This is a genomic window from Acuticoccus kandeliae, assembly GCF_003073115.1.
On the sequence record NZ_QBBV01000003.1, the window covers coordinates 762225 to 777255 of the forward strand.

Below are 15031 nucleotides of genomic sequence, written 5' to 3' on the forward strand. Positions count from 1 at the left end.
CCGCGACGCCTTGTCCGAGGCGACGAGCTTCGATTCCTTTCTCGGCGGCCGCTTCCACCTCCTCCAGCCGCGCAAGGGCGTGCGGTGCGGCACGGACGCGATCGTTCTCGCGAGCCTCGTCGGGCCGGAGGCGACGGGGACGTTCGTCGACCTCGGCACCGGGACGGGCGGCGTCGCCTTCGCGGCGGCGGTGCGCGCGCCGGGGCTGCGCGGCGTCGGGGTGGAGCGGGACGCCGCGGCGCTGGCGCTTGCCAGGGCCTCGCTGGCGCGGCCGGAGAATGCGGCTCTCGCCGGGCGGCTCGGCTTCATCGCGGGCGACATCGCGGAGGCGGGGACCGGCTGGCAGGTGCCGGGCGTCGCGATGGTGCTGATGAACCCGCCTTATTATTCGGCCGATTCCGGGCGCCGCTCGCCGGACCCGCAGCGCGACGCGGCGCGTGCGCTCGACGGGGAGGGGCTCGCCCCCTGGCTGCGGGCGGCGCGCATCCTCCTCGGCCGGGACGGGCTCCTCGGGATGATCACCCCGCCCGCGCGCCTTGGCGAGGTGCTGGCGGGGGCCGCGCCCCATTTCGGTGCCTGCCGGGTCTATCCGGTGCTGAGCCGCGCGGGCCAGCCGGCGCTGCGGGTCGTCCTCACCATGCGCCGCCTCAGCCGCGCCCCGCTGACGCTGATGCCGCCCCTCGTGATGCACGGCGCGGGCGGCGGCTTCTCTCCCGAGGCCGCGCGGCTGATCGCGGGGGAGGCGACGATCGACGAGGTGATTCTCGCAAATTAGCCCGCGGAGGGAAGGATCTCGGCCGGGGCGACCCACCAGCCGGGCGCCGCCTCGGCGAGGCGGGCCGCCGCCGCGTCGCGCGCCGCGGCGTCCGAAAAGAGCGCGAACACCGTCGCGCCCGAGCCCGACATGCGGGCGAAGAGGCACCCCGCCATTCCGCGCACGGCGTCGAGCGTCTCGGCGATCGCCGGGGCGAGCGCGATCGCCGGCGCTTCGAGGTCGTTGCGCGTTTCGGCGAGCCAGCGGGCGACATCCGCCGTGGTCGCGAAGAGGGGGAGCGGGGGGAGGGGCGGGTTGTCCTTGCGTGCGAGGCGCTTGAAGACGGCGCGCGTCTCCACCGGCACGCGCGGATTGACGAGGAGGGCCGGCATCGCGGGGAGCGCGACCGGGGTCAGGATCTCGCCGATCCCGCTCATCCGGCACGCCGCGCCCGCAAGGCACACCGGCACGTCCGCGCCGAGGCCGAGCGCGATCGCCGACAGCGCCGCCCGGGTGTGCGAACCGGTCGATGCGGCGGCGCGCAGGACGGCCGCGGCGTCGGCCGACCCGCCGCCGATCCCCGAGGCGACGGGCAGGCCCTTGTGGAGGTGGATCGCCGCAATGCCGCCGCAGGCAGTCGCGGCGCGCACGACGATGTTGTCCGCGCCAGGGGGCACGTCGGCCGCGAACGGGCCGTCGATGGTGAGGCGGGGCGGGGCGTCGCCGAACGCGACCGTCAGCCTGTCGCCGTCCGCGATCCGCGCGAAGGCGACGAGGCTGTCGAGGAGGTGGTAGCCGTCGGCCCGCTGGCCGGTGACGTGAAGGGCGAGGTTGATCTTGGCGGGGGCGTCGACGCGCACCGTGGCGGCTCCGGGATCAGGAACGAAAACGGCGCGGGGCGCATCGCGCCGCCGCGCCGGATCCGTTGAAGCGGCCTACTGCTCGGCGGGGGCCGGCTCGGTGACGCCGGGAACCACGGTCTCGGCCGCGGTCTCGGTCGCCGGCTCGGCGGTCGCCTTGTCGAGGCCGACGCGCAGCTTCTTCAGGATCGTCACCAGCTCGGCGGCCTCGGGCTCGCTGTCGCGGGCGTGGGACCACTGGAACATCGCCTCCAGCTTGCGCCCGACCTTCCAGTAGGCGTCGCCCAGATGGTCGTTGATCACCGGGTCGGCCGGCTTCAGCGCCACCGCGCGCTCAAGCTCGCGCACCGCGTCCTCGTAGCGGCCGAGGCGGTAATAGGCCCAGCCGAGACTGTCGACGATGTAGCCGTCCTCCGGACGGGCGGCGACGGCGCGCTGCACCATGTCGAGCGCCTCGTCGAGATTCTCGCCGCGGTCGATGTAGGAGTAGCCGAGATAGTTGAGGATCAGCGGCTGCTCGGGCTCCATCTCCAGCGCCTTGCGGAAGTCGGCCTCGGCCGCGGTCCACGCGTCCGTCCGCTCGTTGGAGATGCCGCGATAATAATAGAGGGTCCAGTACGGCTCCGGCACCTCGCCGAGGGCTTCGATGGTCGCCGTGTAGACCTTCGTCGCCTCCTCGAAGCGCTCCAGGCTGCGATAGACGTTGGCGAGCGCGATCGCGGTGCCGACATCGGTCGGATCGTCCGCGACGAGCTTGGAGAGGAGGGCGATCGCCTCGTCGTGACGCTCCAGGATGTTGAGGTTCAGCGCTTCCTGGACCTGCGCGTTGCGTCGCATCGGCACGTCGGCCGGGACCGCGCGGTAGACCTCGATCGCGGCCTCGTTCTGCTCCATCGCTTCCAGGACCTGGCCGAGCGCCATCGCCGGATAGTAGCTCTCGGGCGAGAGATAGAGGGCGAGCTGGAGGAGGCTCGCGGCGAACGTGTCGCCGCCTTCGCGGCCGACGGCGCTGCCGATTCCGTAGAGCGCCTCGGCGACACCCTGGCGGGGGTCGGCGATCTGCGGCTCGATCGTCTCGTCATTCTGGATCGCGGCGCGCAGCGGGGCGGTGAAATGGTCGTTGCCGCCGATCCGCGCGTCGAACGCGTCGAGCGTCGCCAGCGCGCGGTCCTTGTCGCCGCTGCGGGCGAGGAGGCGGGCATAGGCGTCGACCACGCGGATCGCGCCGGGGTCGCGCTCATAGGCGAGGCGCAGGCGATGGGCGCCGATCTGCGACAGGCCCGCATAGTCGGCGATGAGGCCGCCATGGAGCGTCGTGAAGGCGGAGAACCAGGCCGGTCCCTTCAGATCGTCGAGGATGTTCACGCCCTGGGCGGCGCTGCCATTGCCGGTGGTGGCCCAGGCCGTCATCAGCGCGGCGATGAGCTCCTGAAGCTGGCCGCCGAGCGCGCCGAGCTTGCCGATCGTCTCGATCGCGGCGTCGTTCTCGCCATCGCGCAGATTGGCGACAGCGAGGGTGATGAGGCCGACCTGATCGTTCGGGTCCGACACGAGCAGGATGCGGGCAAGCTCGGCCGCCTTGCCGATATTGCCGCTCGCGACGTTCATCAGGACGGAACGGTCGAGGAGCTCCGGATTTTCCGGGTCCTGGGCGAGGGCGGAGGTGTAGAAATTGGCGGCGGCGTTCAGGTCGTTGCTGATCCCCGCGTGGCGTGCTGCGAGGTAGTAGCCCGACAATGACCCGAGACCCAGCGCTTTCACCTGATCGACCGATTCGGCCAGCGGTGACAGCTCATTGCCCTCGGGTGCAGCCAGGACGTGGCCGGCGGGGAGGGCAAACGCGAGTACGAGACCGAGCGAGGCCGAAAGACGCTTTTTCAAGGCGGATCCCTTCGTCAAATGGCGTTGGCGCGGCGAACAATAAGCGATTTGACGTAAGCCGGCTTGGGCTTCGGGGCAAGCGACATCGGATTTCAACTCGAGGAACATAACACTTGCCATTTCCCGTCGCGGTTTGGAGCCCTATAGGATGTTGCAGCGCAGTAGGGAGCGATCCAATGGGAAAATGGGTGTACACGTTCGGCGATGGCAAAGCCGAGGGGGATGCGAGCCAGCGTGACCTCTTGGGCGGCAAGGGCGCCAACCTTGCGGAAATGGCCAGCCTGGGCCTTCCCGTCCCTCCGGGGATGACCATCACCACGGAAGTCTGCACCTACTATTACGAGCACGACCACGCCTACCCGGCCGAGCTCGAGGGCGAGGTGAACGCGGCGCTGGACCAGATCGCAGCGTCGACTGGCCGCACCTTCGGCGACCCTGAGATGCCACTTCTGGTTTCCGTCCGCTCCGGCGCGCGAATCTCGATGCCGGGCATGATGGACACCGTGCTCAATCTCGGCCTCAACGATCAGACGGTCGACGCGCTGGCCAAGAATGCGGGCGATGAGCGCTTCGCCGTCGACAGCTACCGCCGCTTCATCCAGATGTTCGGCGACGTGGTGCTCGGCGTGCCGATGCGCCTCTTCGACGAGCACCTCGAAGACCTGAAGGCCGAGAAGGGCGTCGACCTCGACACCGAGATCAGCGCCGAGGAATGGCGCGCCCTCATCGAGCGCTACAAGGCGATCGTCCTCGAAGAGACCGGCAAGCCCTTCCCGCAGGACCCGCGCGACCAGCTCTGGGGCGCGATCGGGGCGGTGTTCGGCTCCTGGCGCAATGACCGCGCGATCACCTATCGCCGCCTCCACCAGATCCCGGAGCGCTGGGGCACCGCCGTCACAGTGCAGGCCATGGTGTTCGGCAATATGGGCGAGTCGTCGGCGACCGGCGTCGCCTTCACGCGCAACCCGTCGACCGGCGAGAAGGCGCTCTATGGCGAGTTCCTGATCAACGCACAGGGCGAGGACGTCGTCGCCGGCATCCGCACCCCGCAGGACATCACCGAGAAGGCCCGCATCGAGGCCGGCTCCGAGCGGCCCTCCATGGAGAAGGCGCTGCCGGAGGCGTTCGCCGAGTTCAAGGCCGTCTGCGACAAGCTCGAGGCGCACTATCGCGACGTGCAGGACCTCGAATTCACCATCGAGCGCAACAAGCTCTGGATGCTCCAGACCCGCGCCGGCAAGCGCACCGCCAAGGCCGCGCTGAAGATCGCGGTCGACATGGTGGACGAGGGCATCATCTCGCAGGACGAGGCGGTGAAGCGGATCGAGCCCGCCTCGCTCGATCAGCTCCTCCACCCGATGATCGACCCGAAGGGCAAGAAGGAGCTCTTCGCGAAGGCGCTGCCGGCCTCGCCGGGCGCGGCCTCGGGCGAGATCGTCTTCTCCTCGGACGCGGCCGAGCGGCTCGCCGCCGCCGGCAAGCCGTGCATCCTGTGCCGCGTCGAGACGAGCCCGGAGGACATCTCCGGCATGCACGCCGCGGGCGGCATCTTCACGACGCGCGGTGGCATGACGAGCCACGCGGCCGTCGTCGCGCGCGGCATGGGCAAGCCGTGCGTCTCGGGCGCGGGCTCGGTGCGCATCGACTATGCGGCGGGCACGATGGTCGCGGGCGGCGTCACGCTGAAGACCGGCGACATCATCACCATCGACGGGGCGACGGGCGAGGTGCTCGTCGGCGCGGTGCCGATGCTGAAGCCGGAGCTCTCGGGCGACTTCCAGCGCATCATGGACTGGGCCGACCGGGCGCGCCGGATGAAGGTGCGCACCAACGCCGACACGCCGCACGACGCGCGCACCGCGCGCGAGTTCGGCGCGGAGGGGATCGGCCTCTGCCGCACGGAGCACATGTTCTTCGATCCCTCGCGCATCACCGCGATGCGCGAGATGATCCTCGCCGACGACGAACAGGGCCGCCGCGTCGCGCTCGACAAGCTCCTGCCGATGCAGCGCGAGGACTTCACGCAGCTCTTCGAGATCATGGCGGGCCTTCCCGTCACGATCCGCCTCCTCGACCCGCCGCTGCACGAGTTCATTCCGCACGGCGAGCAGGAGATCAAGGACGTCGCCGAGGCGCTCGGCGTGAAGCCGGACAAGCTGCGTGCCCGCGCCCAGGCGCTCGCCGAGTTCAACCCGATGCTCGGCCACCGCGGCTGCCGCCTCGCCGTCTCCTATCCGGAGATCGCCGAGATGCAGGCGCGGGCGATCTTCGAGGCGGCGATCGCCGCCGCGCAGAAGACCGGCGCGCCGGTCGAGCCGGAGGTCATGGTCCCGCTCGTCGGCCTCAAGTCCGAACTCGACTACGTGAAGCGGCGCATCGACGCGACGGCGAAGGCCGTCTCGGAGGAGACCGGCCAGACCTTCGCCTACCAGGTCGGCACCATGGTCGAGCTGCCGCGCGCCGCCCTCAGCGCGGACAAGATCGCCGAGAGCGCGGAGTTCTTCTCCTTCGGCACCAACGACCTCACGCAGACGACCTTCGGCATCAGCCGTGACGACGCCGCCGTCTTCCTCGGCCGGTACATGAACGAGGCGATCATCGACGTCGACCCGTTCGTCTCGATCGACGTCGAGGGTGTCGGCGCGCTGATCCGGATCGCCGCCGAGAGGGGGCGGTCCGTGCGGCCGGACATCAAGCTCGGCATCTGCGGCGAACATGGCGGCGACCCGGCCTCGATCGATTTCTGCGAGAGCGTGAGCCTCGACTATGTGTCGTGCTCGCCCTTCCGCGTGCCGATCGCGCGGCTTGCCGCCGCCCAGGCTGCGCTGACCCACGCGAAGGCCGCCTGAGGCCGCCAACCCGGCCTTTCCGGAACGACAGGACGCCCGCGGCCCCCGCCGCGGGCGTTCTCATTTCCGGCCGATACCGGGCGATTTCGCGGCCCCGCCCGGCGGTCCCTCGAATGCGGGCGATGCGCTTTACGATTCCGAAAGCCCAATTCCATCAAATTGCACCGGGATGCCGCGTTCGGGCGTTCCCTTCTGTGTGTTCTGGAGTTGTGTCGCGTTGCGTTTGACCGAACTTCCTCACGGATGCGTGCGTCACCCGTCGCGCGGACCGGCCCTCTACCTGCCGGGGCCGCGGCGGGGTTGGCTCCGCCGCTTCGCGCGCCCCACGCTGAAGCTCGCCGCGCTCGGTCTGACGCTCCTCGGCGTGAGCACCGCGGAGGTGGCCGATTCCAGCGCCCTCGCGACCCTGCGCGACGCGCGACCCGCCTGGGCGACGGCGCTGCGCGCACCCGACCCCGGTGTCGCCCTCTCCCCCCATTTCGAACCGCTGCAGGACGGCTTCGCCCCGACGCTTGCCGATGCCGAGATTGCCCGCGGGGTGGCGCCGAAGGGCGACCGGCTGATGACGCCGGTCGCGATGACCGGCACCGGCCGCCGCGGCAGCGTCACCCAGCTTCCCGGCCTCCTCAGCCCCGTCGATCGCGAGGCGCTGCCGCGGGTCGCCTTCGTGCGCCCGCGCGTCCCCGAGACGGGGAAGGGCGAGGCCGGCGCGTCGCCGCCGCACGCCCCGCCGTCGGCGCTCGCCGAGGCCGCCCTCACATCGATGCTCGCCGCCTACGCGACCGACCGGGTCGACATCGAGGAGCCGTTCCGATTGCTTATGGGCTCGAGCGCGGCGGTGCCGGAGGAGGAACTCTCCGACACCGGGACGCGGGCCTACGGGATTTCGGGCAAGGGGCGGGACCATTGGTGGTCCGACCGGCCGCTGCCGAAGGATGTCGCCAGCGAGGAGTCGGTGACCTGCCTCGCCCAGGCGATCTATTTCGAGGCGCGCGGGGAAAGCGAGCTCGGCCAGAAGGGCGTCGCCCAGGTCGTGATCAACCGGGTGAAGAACCCGGCCTATCCCGACGACGTGTGCGGGGTCGTCTACCAGAACCGGAAATGGTTCAATCGCTGCCAGTTCACCTTCGCCTGCGACCGGATCAAGGACGTCGTGCGCGATCCGGAGGCGTGGGAGACGGCGATGACGATCGCCAAGGGCTACGCCGAGCAGACCATGTGGATCGACGATGTCGGCGCCTCGACGCACTACCACACGGTCAATGTCAGCCCGAAATGGGCGCCCATCATGCGGCGCGTGAAGACCATCGGCGACCACATCTTCTACATCACCCGGAACGGCGGCTGGACCTGAGGGCCGCCGCACCTTTCTCCCAGGCCACGTGCGGGGATCGCTGCATCTAACCTTTGGTCGAGATGCAGGGATGCAGAATCGGCATGGCTCGGATGTCCCGCATCGCGTATGCAACCGCGCTGGACAGGAGAAAGGCAATACTTGCTATGGCAAGCGTTGCGAGATATCTCCGATCCATCACCGGAGGGAGATCTCGATGTCGCGCTCATTCCCAATCCCCCTGATTCTCGCGTGCGGTTCGGGGATCGCGCTGATCTCGCTCGGCGAGCGCTCCGCGTTCGGCCTCTTCCAGAACGACATGGTCGCCTCCCGCGAATGGGGCCGCGAGACGTTCGCGCTCGCCTTTGCCCTCCAGAACCTCGTCTGGGGCATCGGCCAGCCGATCGCCGGCGCCATCGCCGACCGCTACGGCACCTCGAAGGTGCTCGTCGGCGGCGGCCTCCTCTATGCGCTCGGCCTCCTCGGCACGGTCTATGCGGAGGGCGCGTTCGCGATGCACCTCTTCTTCGGCATCATGCTCGGCTTCGGCATGGCGGCCTCGTCCTTCACCATCGTCATCTCCGCCTTCGGCCGCTCGGTGTCCCCGGCGCGGCGCACGCTCGCCTTCGGCCTCGGCACCGCGGCGGGGTCGATGGGCATGTTCCTGTTCGGCCCGCTCGGCGCGGTGCTGATCGGGACGCAAGGCTGGGAGAAGGCGCTCCTCTTCTTCGCCGGCATCGCGCTTCTCATCCTGCCCTTCTCGATCCCCCTCCAGGGGCGCTCGAAGGCGGATCCGGGGCAGGCGACGCAGTCGCTCGGCGCGGCGCTGAAGGAGGCGTTCGCTTACCGCAGCTACATCCTCCTCGCCTTCGGCTTCTTCGTGTGCGGCTTCCACGTCGCGTTCATCATCGCGCACATGCCGGCCTACATTCAGGATCTCGGCCTGTCGCCGACGCTCGGTGGCACGGCGATCGCGCTGATCGGCCTCTTCAACGTCATCGGCTCGCTCGGCGCGGGCGCGATCGGCCAGCGCTATTCGAAGGCCTACTCACTCTCGATCCTCTACCTCCTGCGCGCGGTCGCGATCACGGTCTTCGTGCTGACGCCGATCTCGGGCACCAGCGTCATCGTGTTCTCCTGCGCGATGGGCCTCCTGTGGCTGTCGACGGTGCCGCTCACCTCCGGCCTCGTGTCGGTCATGTTCGGCCCGCGCTACATGGCGACGCTGTTCGGCTTCGTGTTCTTCTCCCACCAGGTCGGCTCGTTCCTCGGCGTCTGGCTCGGCGGCGTGATCTACGCGCAGACGGGGAGCTACGACCTCCTGTGGTGGATCGGCGTCGCGCTCGGCATCTTCGCCGCGATCGTCCACCTGCCGATCCGCGATGCGCCGGCGCCGCGCCTCGCCGGTATGGTCCCGGCGGCGGCCTGATCGGGCGACGCCGCGCCCGGGGGCCGTGCCGCGCACGGCCCGTCTCAAAAGAGAGGTGTGATCGCGCGCGAAAAGCCTGTCGTCAGGCGCGCGATCTTCAGGCATTTTTATTCCTCTTGCCGCAGCCTCTTGCTGTCGTGCCGCCTGACAGCGACTATATGTCGATCATGAAGGAACAGCCGATCGAAATTCATGGGGATCGCCCCTGTGTCACGGAAACCGGAGCGCTTCCGTGCACGTGCCTCCGGCTGCGCCGGATTTCGCGGCAGATCACGAACATGTACGACGCCGCGCTCGCCGAGCATGGCGTCTCGATCGTCACCTACGCCGTGCTGTCCGCCCTGTCGCGCGAGGCCCCGCTGACGCTGTCCGCCCTCGCCGACCGCGTGGGGACGGACCGGACGACGCTGTCACGCACCGTGGAGCGGATGCGGGCGGCCGATCTCGTCTGCGCCACCTGCGGAGACGACCGGCGCGAGCGTCGCCTCAGCCTCACCGAGCATGGCCGCACCACGGTCGCTGCGGCGCGCGAGGCCTGGCGGGCGACCGCGCAGCAGCTCGAAGCCCAGTATGGCGAGGAACGGCTGGAGGCGCTGCACGCCCTCCTCGCGGACCTCGAGGAGGTTGCGGGGGCCGACCCCGGCGACACGCCCTGCGCTGCCGATGAGGCGCGCCCTCACTCTGACTGAAGCGCGGCCTCCAGCGCCGCGAACCGCGCGAGGAAGCGCTCCTGGACGGCATGCGTCGGCCAGGGGACGAGGTGCGTGCCGAGCCGCTCGGTCGGCACCGCCGGCGCGCCGAAGAAGCGCCGCGCCTCCGCCTCGGTGAAGCCCGCGAGGGCGACCGCCTCGTGGAAGGCAGCGACCGTGTCGGCCGTCTTGATTCGCTTCGCCCGCCCCGGCCGCGACCCCTTGGGGATCGCGAAACGCAGGTGCACGGCGTGCGCGAGGCGCTCTTCCACACCCTTATAGGCCGCCCCGATCACCGCCTTGAACGGCGAGATGAGGTCGCCGACGACATATTCGGGCGCATCATGGAGGAGGGCGGCGAGGCAGTCGCCCGCCGTCGCGTCCGGGTTCATCTCCGAGAAGATCAGCTCCACGAGAAGCGAGTGCTGGGCGACGGAGTAGGGATGCTCGCCGACCGTCTGCCCGTTCCAGCGCGCGACGCGGGCGAGCCCGTGCGCGATGTCGCCGATCTCGATGTCGAGCGGGGAGGGGTCGAGCAGGTTGAGCCGGCGGCCCGACAGCATCCGCTGCCAGGCGCGCGGGGCCTCTTGGCGGGCGCGGCGGGGCCGGGCGGTCGCGTCCGTCACGCGTCCGCTTCGGCGCCCGTGAGGGCGAAGGGGGCGCCGGGAGCGACGCGCACGCTGACGGGCGCGCCGTCGATCTCGGCCGAATCGGCGACGCGGTCGATCCGCAGCACCGCGATCCCGCGCGGGCCGACGCTCGTGCCGAGCCGGCCGACATCCTTGCCGCCGACCGAGAGGGACGCGCCGGGCGCGGGAAGGTCGCGCTCGCCCTCCACGATGACGGTGCGACGGCGCGCGGTGCCCCTGTGGCGCATCCGCGAGACGACCTCCTGCCCGACGAAGCAGCCCTTGTTGAAGTCGACCCCGCCCGTGACGTCCATGTTGATGTCGTGCGGGAAGACGTCGCCGAGTTCGAAATCCACCCCGGCGTCGGCGATCGCGGCGTCGATCCGCGCGCTCTGATAGGCGGCGAGGATGTCGGGCACGACCTCCGCGCTTCCCGCCGGTGCGATGGCGCGGTGGCCGAGCGCGACGCCGCGCGGGTCGGGCGTCCCATCGGTGCCGACGGTCACGATCTCGTCCGTCGCCTCGATCCCGACCGCGGCGCGCAGGCGATAGAGGGTGAGGCGGCGCACGAGGTCGCTGGCGGCCTCGGCCGGCACGTCGAGCGCGATCCGGTCCTCGAACCCGTGGACCATCATGTCGGTCAGGATCTTGCCCTGCGGGGTGAGGAGGGCGCCGTAGCGGATCTCGCCGGGCGCGATCTCCTCCACATGGCAGGACAGGAGGCCTTCCAGAAAGTGGAGCCGGTCGGCGCCTGTGATCGATATGACGGCACGACCTGGCAAAAGACTGTTCACCGGGCTCTCCTCACTCCATGTCGCCGGCGGTGAAATAGCGGATGCGTCCGTCCGCGGCGATGCCGACCCTGAAAAACGTGTACCGCCCCATCTGCTCCATCTCCTCGACGTCGATGGCGGTCAGGATGCGATAGAGCTCCACGTATTGTGGCGGGGTGAGGTCCGCCAGGGGGACCTCGGCGAAGTAGGGCCACACGAAGGTCGCGGCGCGATCGGTGCCGATCGCGACGAAGCCCGTTTCGAGCAACTCCGTCAAAATCGCAAGGATTTCCCGGCCCTCGTCGTCGCCCGACTGGCTGCGCAGCGAGGCGACGGGATCCTCGACGACGAAGGTTCCGGCGACGATCGGTGCGCTCCGCTGCGCCTCGAAGATCGGCCGCAGCGCCTCGATGTCCCCGCTGCGGGCGGCCGCGAGAAGCCGCTCGCGCGTCTCGGCGACGGCCGGCGGAAGCGAGTCGAGGCCGTAACGGACGTCCTCAATCTTCGCGCGTGCCTCCGGTGGCACGCTCGTTGCCTCCGTTTCGCCTGAATGCGGTTCGTCAACGTCATCCTCAGCGCCTTCGGACGGCACCTCGACTGGCATGTTCGGCAGCCCAGTCTTGGCGCCGCGCGTCTGGTTCAAGGGTTCGAGCTTCAGGCCGTCGATGGCGGGAGGAGTTGTTTCGAGCTCCACTGGCGCATAGGCATAGGCTGTCGGGGTGATGATCATGGCACCCAGAAGAAGGGTAGCGATGGCGTGACACGCTCGGCGTCCCATGAACCTTTTGCTCCTATTTGGCGCACCGACCGGTTCGCCGGGATCGGCGTGCCCTTCATTCGCATTTTTCATGGGTGGACACCAATCATGTTGACGGAACCGCCGGTGTGACACCCATCGCCTATATCGGACTCGGCATTCTGGGGGGGATCTTCGTCACCGCGCCCCTCGGGCCTGTCAACGTCATGATCATGCAACGCGCGTTCCGTTACGGGTTCCGCGTGGGGCTCGCGGCGGGGGTGGGCGCGTCGCTCGCCGACGTCTCCTTCGCGACGGCGGCGGCCTTCGGGATCTCCACGGTCGGCGATTTCGTCGAAGGTCACAGCCGGTTGATCCAGCTCATCGGCGGCATACTCGTGATCCTGTTCGGCTCGCGCATCCTGTGGCGGCAGCCCGGATTCGGCCACCCCCTCCCGGTGGAGACGCGCCGGCGGAGCGCGTTCGAGGTGGCCTTCACCACATTTTTCCTCACCATCACCAACCCCGCCACCGTGTTTGGATTTGTGGCCTATTTCGGCGCGCTCGGCGAGTGGGGGCCCCAGAGCGAGGATATCTGGGGCACGGTCCAGCTCCTCATAGGGGTGGCGGTCGGCACGCTCGGCTGGTGGTGCGGCCTCGCGGCGGTGGTGACGCGGCTGCGCGTCCACATCAACGAATCGACGCTCGCCAAGGTCAACGTGGTCGCCGGGGCGCTCCTCGTCGGCTTCGGCGCCTTGATCCTCGGGCGCCTGTCGGTCACCTATTTCAAGCTGATTTGAGCGATCCTGCCCCTATATGAGGCGGGAGAGGATGGGAGGCGCCTATGTGCGGCCGCTTCAACCTGACCCTGCCCGTCGAGGCGCTTCGCGCGTTCTTTTCGATCGAGGGCGAGTTCGAGCCATTTCCGCCGCGATACAACATCGCGCCGACGCAGCCGATCCACGTGGTGAAGGCCGATCGTGAGGGCGCGCGCACGCTCCTCCTGGTGAAATGGGGGTTCCTGCCGTCCTGGGTGAAGGACCCGCGGGAGTTTCCGCTTCTCATCAATGCGCGCTCGGAGACGGCGGCGGAGAAGCCGACCTTCCGCAACGCGCTGCGCCGCCGCCGCGTGCTCGTCCCGGCGACGGGCTTCTATGAATGGAAGCGGATCGGGACGCGGAAGATCCCTTATCTCTTCGAGAGCGGCGGCCCGTTCGCCCTCGCCGGCATGACCGAGACCTGGATGGGGCCGAACGGCGAGGAGGTCGACACCGCCGCGATCCTGACGGCGGGCTCGGTCGGCGTTCCCGCCCTCTATCACGACCGGATGCCGCTGACGGTGCCGGAGGGCGCGTGGTCGGAATGGCTCGATCCGGCGATGGACGACGCGGTCCACGCGCTCGCCCTCACCGAACGGATCGACTACACGGCGCGCCCGGTCTCGACGCTCCTCTCCAACGCGCGCAACGAGGGAATCGGCCTCCTGACGCCCGATCCCGAGCCCGCACCCGCACCGGAGGCGGCGCCGGCCAAGGCAGCGCCGCGTCGCAAGGGCAAGCGCACCGTCGCGGACGACGACGCGCCGACCCTCTTCTGACCGGCGCTCGCGCGGGTCAGTGCGCCCCGCGCGGCTTCGTCGGCAGGACGCGGCCCGGATTCATGATGTTCTGCGGATCGAAGAGCGACTTGATCGAGCGCATCATGTCGAGCTCGACATCGTCGCGCACATCGTAGAGGAGCTCGCGCTTCAGCCGTCCGACGCCGTGCTCGGCCGCGATCGAGCCGTGATGGCGCTTCACCACCGCGTGGACGGCGGCGTTCATCTCCTCCCAGCGGTCGAGGAAGGCGGCCTTGTCCGCCCCGACGGGCTGGGAAATGTTGAAGTGGATGTTGCCGTCGCCGAGGTGGCCGAAGGGCACCGGCCGCGCCGCCGGCACGACCGCGAGCGCGGCCGCCGTCGCCTCTTCCAGAAATTGCGGCACCGCGGCGACCGGGACGGACACGTCGTGCTTGATCGAGCCGCCGGCCTTGCCCTGCACCTCGGAGAGCTGGTCGCGCAGGCGCCAGAAATCCTCCGCCTCGGTGATCGACTGGGAGACGACCGCGTCGCTCAGCATCTCGTCCTCGTAGGCCGCCATCAGCACCTGCTCGAGAACGTCGCGCATCGGCCGCTCGGGCGAGAAGGTACTCGCCTCTATGAGCACGATCCAGGGCGGGATGCCGGCGGTGAACGGGTCGCGCGTGCCGTGCCCATATTGGAGGACGAACTCGATGCCGATCCGCGGGATGATCTCGAAGGCGGTGAGCGATTCGCCGACCGCGCTGCGCACGCGCGCGAGCAGCGAGAGGGCGACCGCGGGGGAAGCGACGCCGACGAGCGCCACGTCGCGCGCGAACGGCTTCGGCGCGAGCTTCAGCACCGCGCGGGTGACGATGCCGAGCGTGCCCTCCGCGCCGATGAAGAGGTGCTTGAGGTCGTAGCCGGTGTTGTCCTTGCGCAGGCCGCGCAGCCCGTTCCAGATCCGCCCGTCCGGCAGCACGACCTCGAGCCCCAGCACCTGGTCGCGCGTGTTGCCGTAGGCGAGGACGCCGGTCCCGCCCGCGTTCGTGGAGATGAGGCCGCCGATGCGGCACGAGCCCTGCGAGGCGAGGGAGACCGGGAAGAGGCGGTCCGCCGCCTCGGCCGCGGCCTGGACGTCGGCGACGATCACGCCGGCCTCGACGGTCATCGTGTTGCCGCGCGGGTCGACCTCGACGATGGCGTTCATCCGCTCCATCGAGACGACAACCTCGCGCCCGCCGGTGACCGGGATCTGGCCGCCGACGAGGCCGGTGTTGCCGCCCTGCGGCACCAGCACGACGCGGTGCGCGGCGGCATGGCGCACGATCGTGGAGACATCCTCAGTGGTGCGGGGGCGCAGAACGAAGGGGGTGGTGCCGTGATAGAGGTCGCGCCACTCGCGCAGATAGGGCGGGGTCCGCTCCGGGTCGTCGAGAAGGATGTCCTCGCCGAGGTCTCCCGTCACGGCGGCACGGAACGCCTGGAGCGCGCTGTCTTCCTCTGTTGTCGGCTTCACTTGAACTGCTTCGGTCATTCA

Annotated in this window: 13 protein-coding genes; 7 read left to right on the plus strand and 6 right to left on the minus strand. The window is 69.7% G+C overall.

Annotation, left to right across the window (positions count from 1 at the left end):
- The first annotated feature begins 10 nt into the window (after window positions 1–10).
- Window positions 11–775: a tRNA1(Val) (adenine(37)-N6)-methyltransferase gene (locus DBV35_RS22820; RefSeq protein ID WP_157961918.1), complete on the plus strand. Its 765-nt coding sequence runs from the start codon at window positions 11–13 to the stop codon at window positions 773–775.
- On the opposite strand, the gene DBV35_RS22825 is transcribed toward DBV35_RS22820, so the two are convergent.
- Both DBV35_RS22825 and DBV35_RS22830 read right to left on the minus strand, forming a co-directional pair.
- A complete protein-coding gene (locus DBV35_RS22825; protein WP_108662661.1) occupies window positions 772–1614 on the minus strand; it encodes a 4-(cytidine 5'-diphospho)-2-C-methyl-D-erythritol kinase in 843 nt (280 codons plus the stop codon). The genes DBV35_RS22820 and DBV35_RS22825 overlap by 4 nt on opposite strands.
- Before the next feature lie 75 nt (window positions 1615–1689).
- Window positions 1690–3495, minus strand: a complete 1806-nt coding sequence (locus DBV35_RS22830) for a tetratricopeptide repeat protein (RefSeq protein ID WP_157961919.1) — start codon at window positions 3493–3495, stop codon at window positions 1690–1692.
- A 176-nt stretch (window positions 3496–3671) separates the two neighbouring features.
- Between DBV35_RS22830 and ppdK the strand changes: the two genes are divergently transcribed.
- The 4 genes from ppdK (at window position 3672) to DBV35_RS22850 (ending at window position 9795) form a co-directional block, all read left to right on the plus strand.
- Window positions 3672–6344 carry a pyruvate, phosphate dikinase gene (gene ppdK, locus DBV35_RS22835; RefSeq protein WP_108662663.1) on the plus strand — a complete coding sequence of 891 codons (2673 nt, stop codon included), beginning with the start codon at window positions 3672–3674 and terminating at the stop codon, window positions 6342–6344.
- A 223-nt stretch (window positions 6345–6567) separates the two neighbouring features.
- On the plus strand, window positions 6568–7698 hold the full coding sequence (locus tag DBV35_RS22840; protein ID WP_157961920.1) for a cell wall hydrolase: 1131 nt from the start codon (window positions 6568–6570) through the stop codon (window positions 7696–7698).
- 196 nt (window positions 7699–7894) lie between these two features.
- A complete protein-coding gene (locus DBV35_RS22845; RefSeq protein ID WP_108662665.1) occupies window positions 7895–9106 on the plus strand; it encodes an MFS transporter in 1212 nt (403 codons plus the stop codon).
- A 278-nt stretch (window positions 9107–9384) separates the two neighbouring features.
- Window positions 9385–9795, plus strand: coding sequence for a MarR family winged helix-turn-helix transcriptional regulator (locus DBV35_RS22850; RefSeq protein WP_157961921.1), 411 nt, complete (start codon window positions 9385–9387; stop codon window positions 9793–9795).
- Here the strand turns inward: DBV35_RS22850 and DBV35_RS22855 are convergent.
- The 3 genes from DBV35_RS22855 to DBV35_RS22865 are packed head-to-tail and all read right to left on the minus strand — an operon-like array spanning window position 9783 to window position 11927.
- Complete coding sequence (locus DBV35_RS22855) at window positions 9783–10358, minus strand: YfbR-like 5'-deoxynucleotidase (RefSeq protein WP_108662811.1); 576 nt, start codon at window positions 10356–10358, stop codon at window positions 9783–9785. The two genes, DBV35_RS22850 and DBV35_RS22855, sit on opposite strands and share 13 nt — an antisense overlap.
- Window positions 10359–10417: 59 nt before the next feature.
- On the minus strand, window positions 10418–11218 hold the full coding sequence (gene ygfZ / locus DBV35_RS22860; protein WP_108662667.1) for a CAF17-like 4Fe-4S cluster assembly/insertion protein YgfZ: 801 nt from the start codon (window positions 11216–11218) through the stop codon (window positions 10418–10420).
- Between the two features lie 10 nt (window positions 11219–11228).
- On the minus strand, window positions 11229–11927 hold the full coding sequence (locus DBV35_RS22865; RefSeq protein ID WP_108662668.1) for a hypothetical protein: 699 nt from the start codon (window positions 11925–11927) through the stop codon (window positions 11229–11231).
- A 155-nt stretch (window positions 11928–12082) separates the two neighbouring features.
- Here DBV35_RS22865 and DBV35_RS22870 point away from each other — a divergent pair, with 155 nt between their 5' ends.
- The gene (locus DBV35_RS22870; protein WP_205648808.1) at window positions 12083–12733 is read left to right on the plus strand and encodes a LysE family translocator; all 651 of its coding nucleotides are present in this window, start codon (window positions 12083–12085) and stop codon (window positions 12731–12733) included.
- Between the two features lie 44 nt (window positions 12734–12777).
- Complete coding sequence (locus DBV35_RS22875) at window positions 12778–13530, plus strand: SOS response-associated peptidase (RefSeq protein ID WP_108662669.1); 753 nt, start codon at window positions 12778–12780, stop codon at window positions 13528–13530.
- A gap of 16 nt (window positions 13531–13546) precedes the next feature.
- On the opposite strand, the gene DBV35_RS22880 is transcribed toward DBV35_RS22875, so the two are convergent.
- Window positions 13547–15028 (minus strand): FAD-binding oxidoreductase, encoded by a 1482-nt coding sequence (locus tag DBV35_RS22880; protein ID WP_108662670.1) that lies wholly within the window; start codon window positions 15026–15028, stop codon window positions 13547–13549.
- Between the last annotated feature and the right edge of the window lie 3 nt (window positions 15029–15031).

What these genes read in the sequence shown, in the direction of transcription:
- ppdK (WP_108662663.1), top strand. Translation starts at nt 3,672, where the DNA reads ATGGGAAAATGGGTGTACACGTTCGGCGATGGCAAAGCCGAGGGGGAT.
- DBV35_RS22875 (WP_108662669.1), top strand. Translation starts at nt 12,778, where the DNA reads ATGTGCGGCCGCTTCAACCTGACCCTGCCCGTCGAGGCGCTTCGCGCG.
- DBV35_RS22850 (WP_157961921.1), top strand. Translation starts at nt 9,385, where the DNA reads ATGTACGACGCCGCGCTCGCCGAGCATGGCGTCTCGATCGTCACCTAC.
- DBV35_RS22880 (WP_108662670.1), bottom strand. Translation starts at nt 15,028, where the DNA reads ATGACCGAAGCAGTTCAAGTGAAGCCGACAACAGAGGAAGACAGCGCG.
- DBV35_RS22855 (WP_108662811.1), bottom strand. Translation starts at nt 10,358, where the DNA reads ATGCTGTCGGGCCGCCGGCTCAACCTGCTCGACCCCTCCCCGCTCGAC.
- DBV35_RS22865 (WP_108662668.1), bottom strand. Translation starts at nt 11,927, where the DNA reads ATGATCATCACCCCGACAGCCTATGCCTATGCGCCAGTGGAGCTCGAA.
- DBV35_RS22845 (WP_108662665.1), top strand. Translation starts at nt 7,895, where the DNA reads ATGTCGCGCTCATTCCCAATCCCCCTGATTCTCGCGTGCGGTTCGGGG.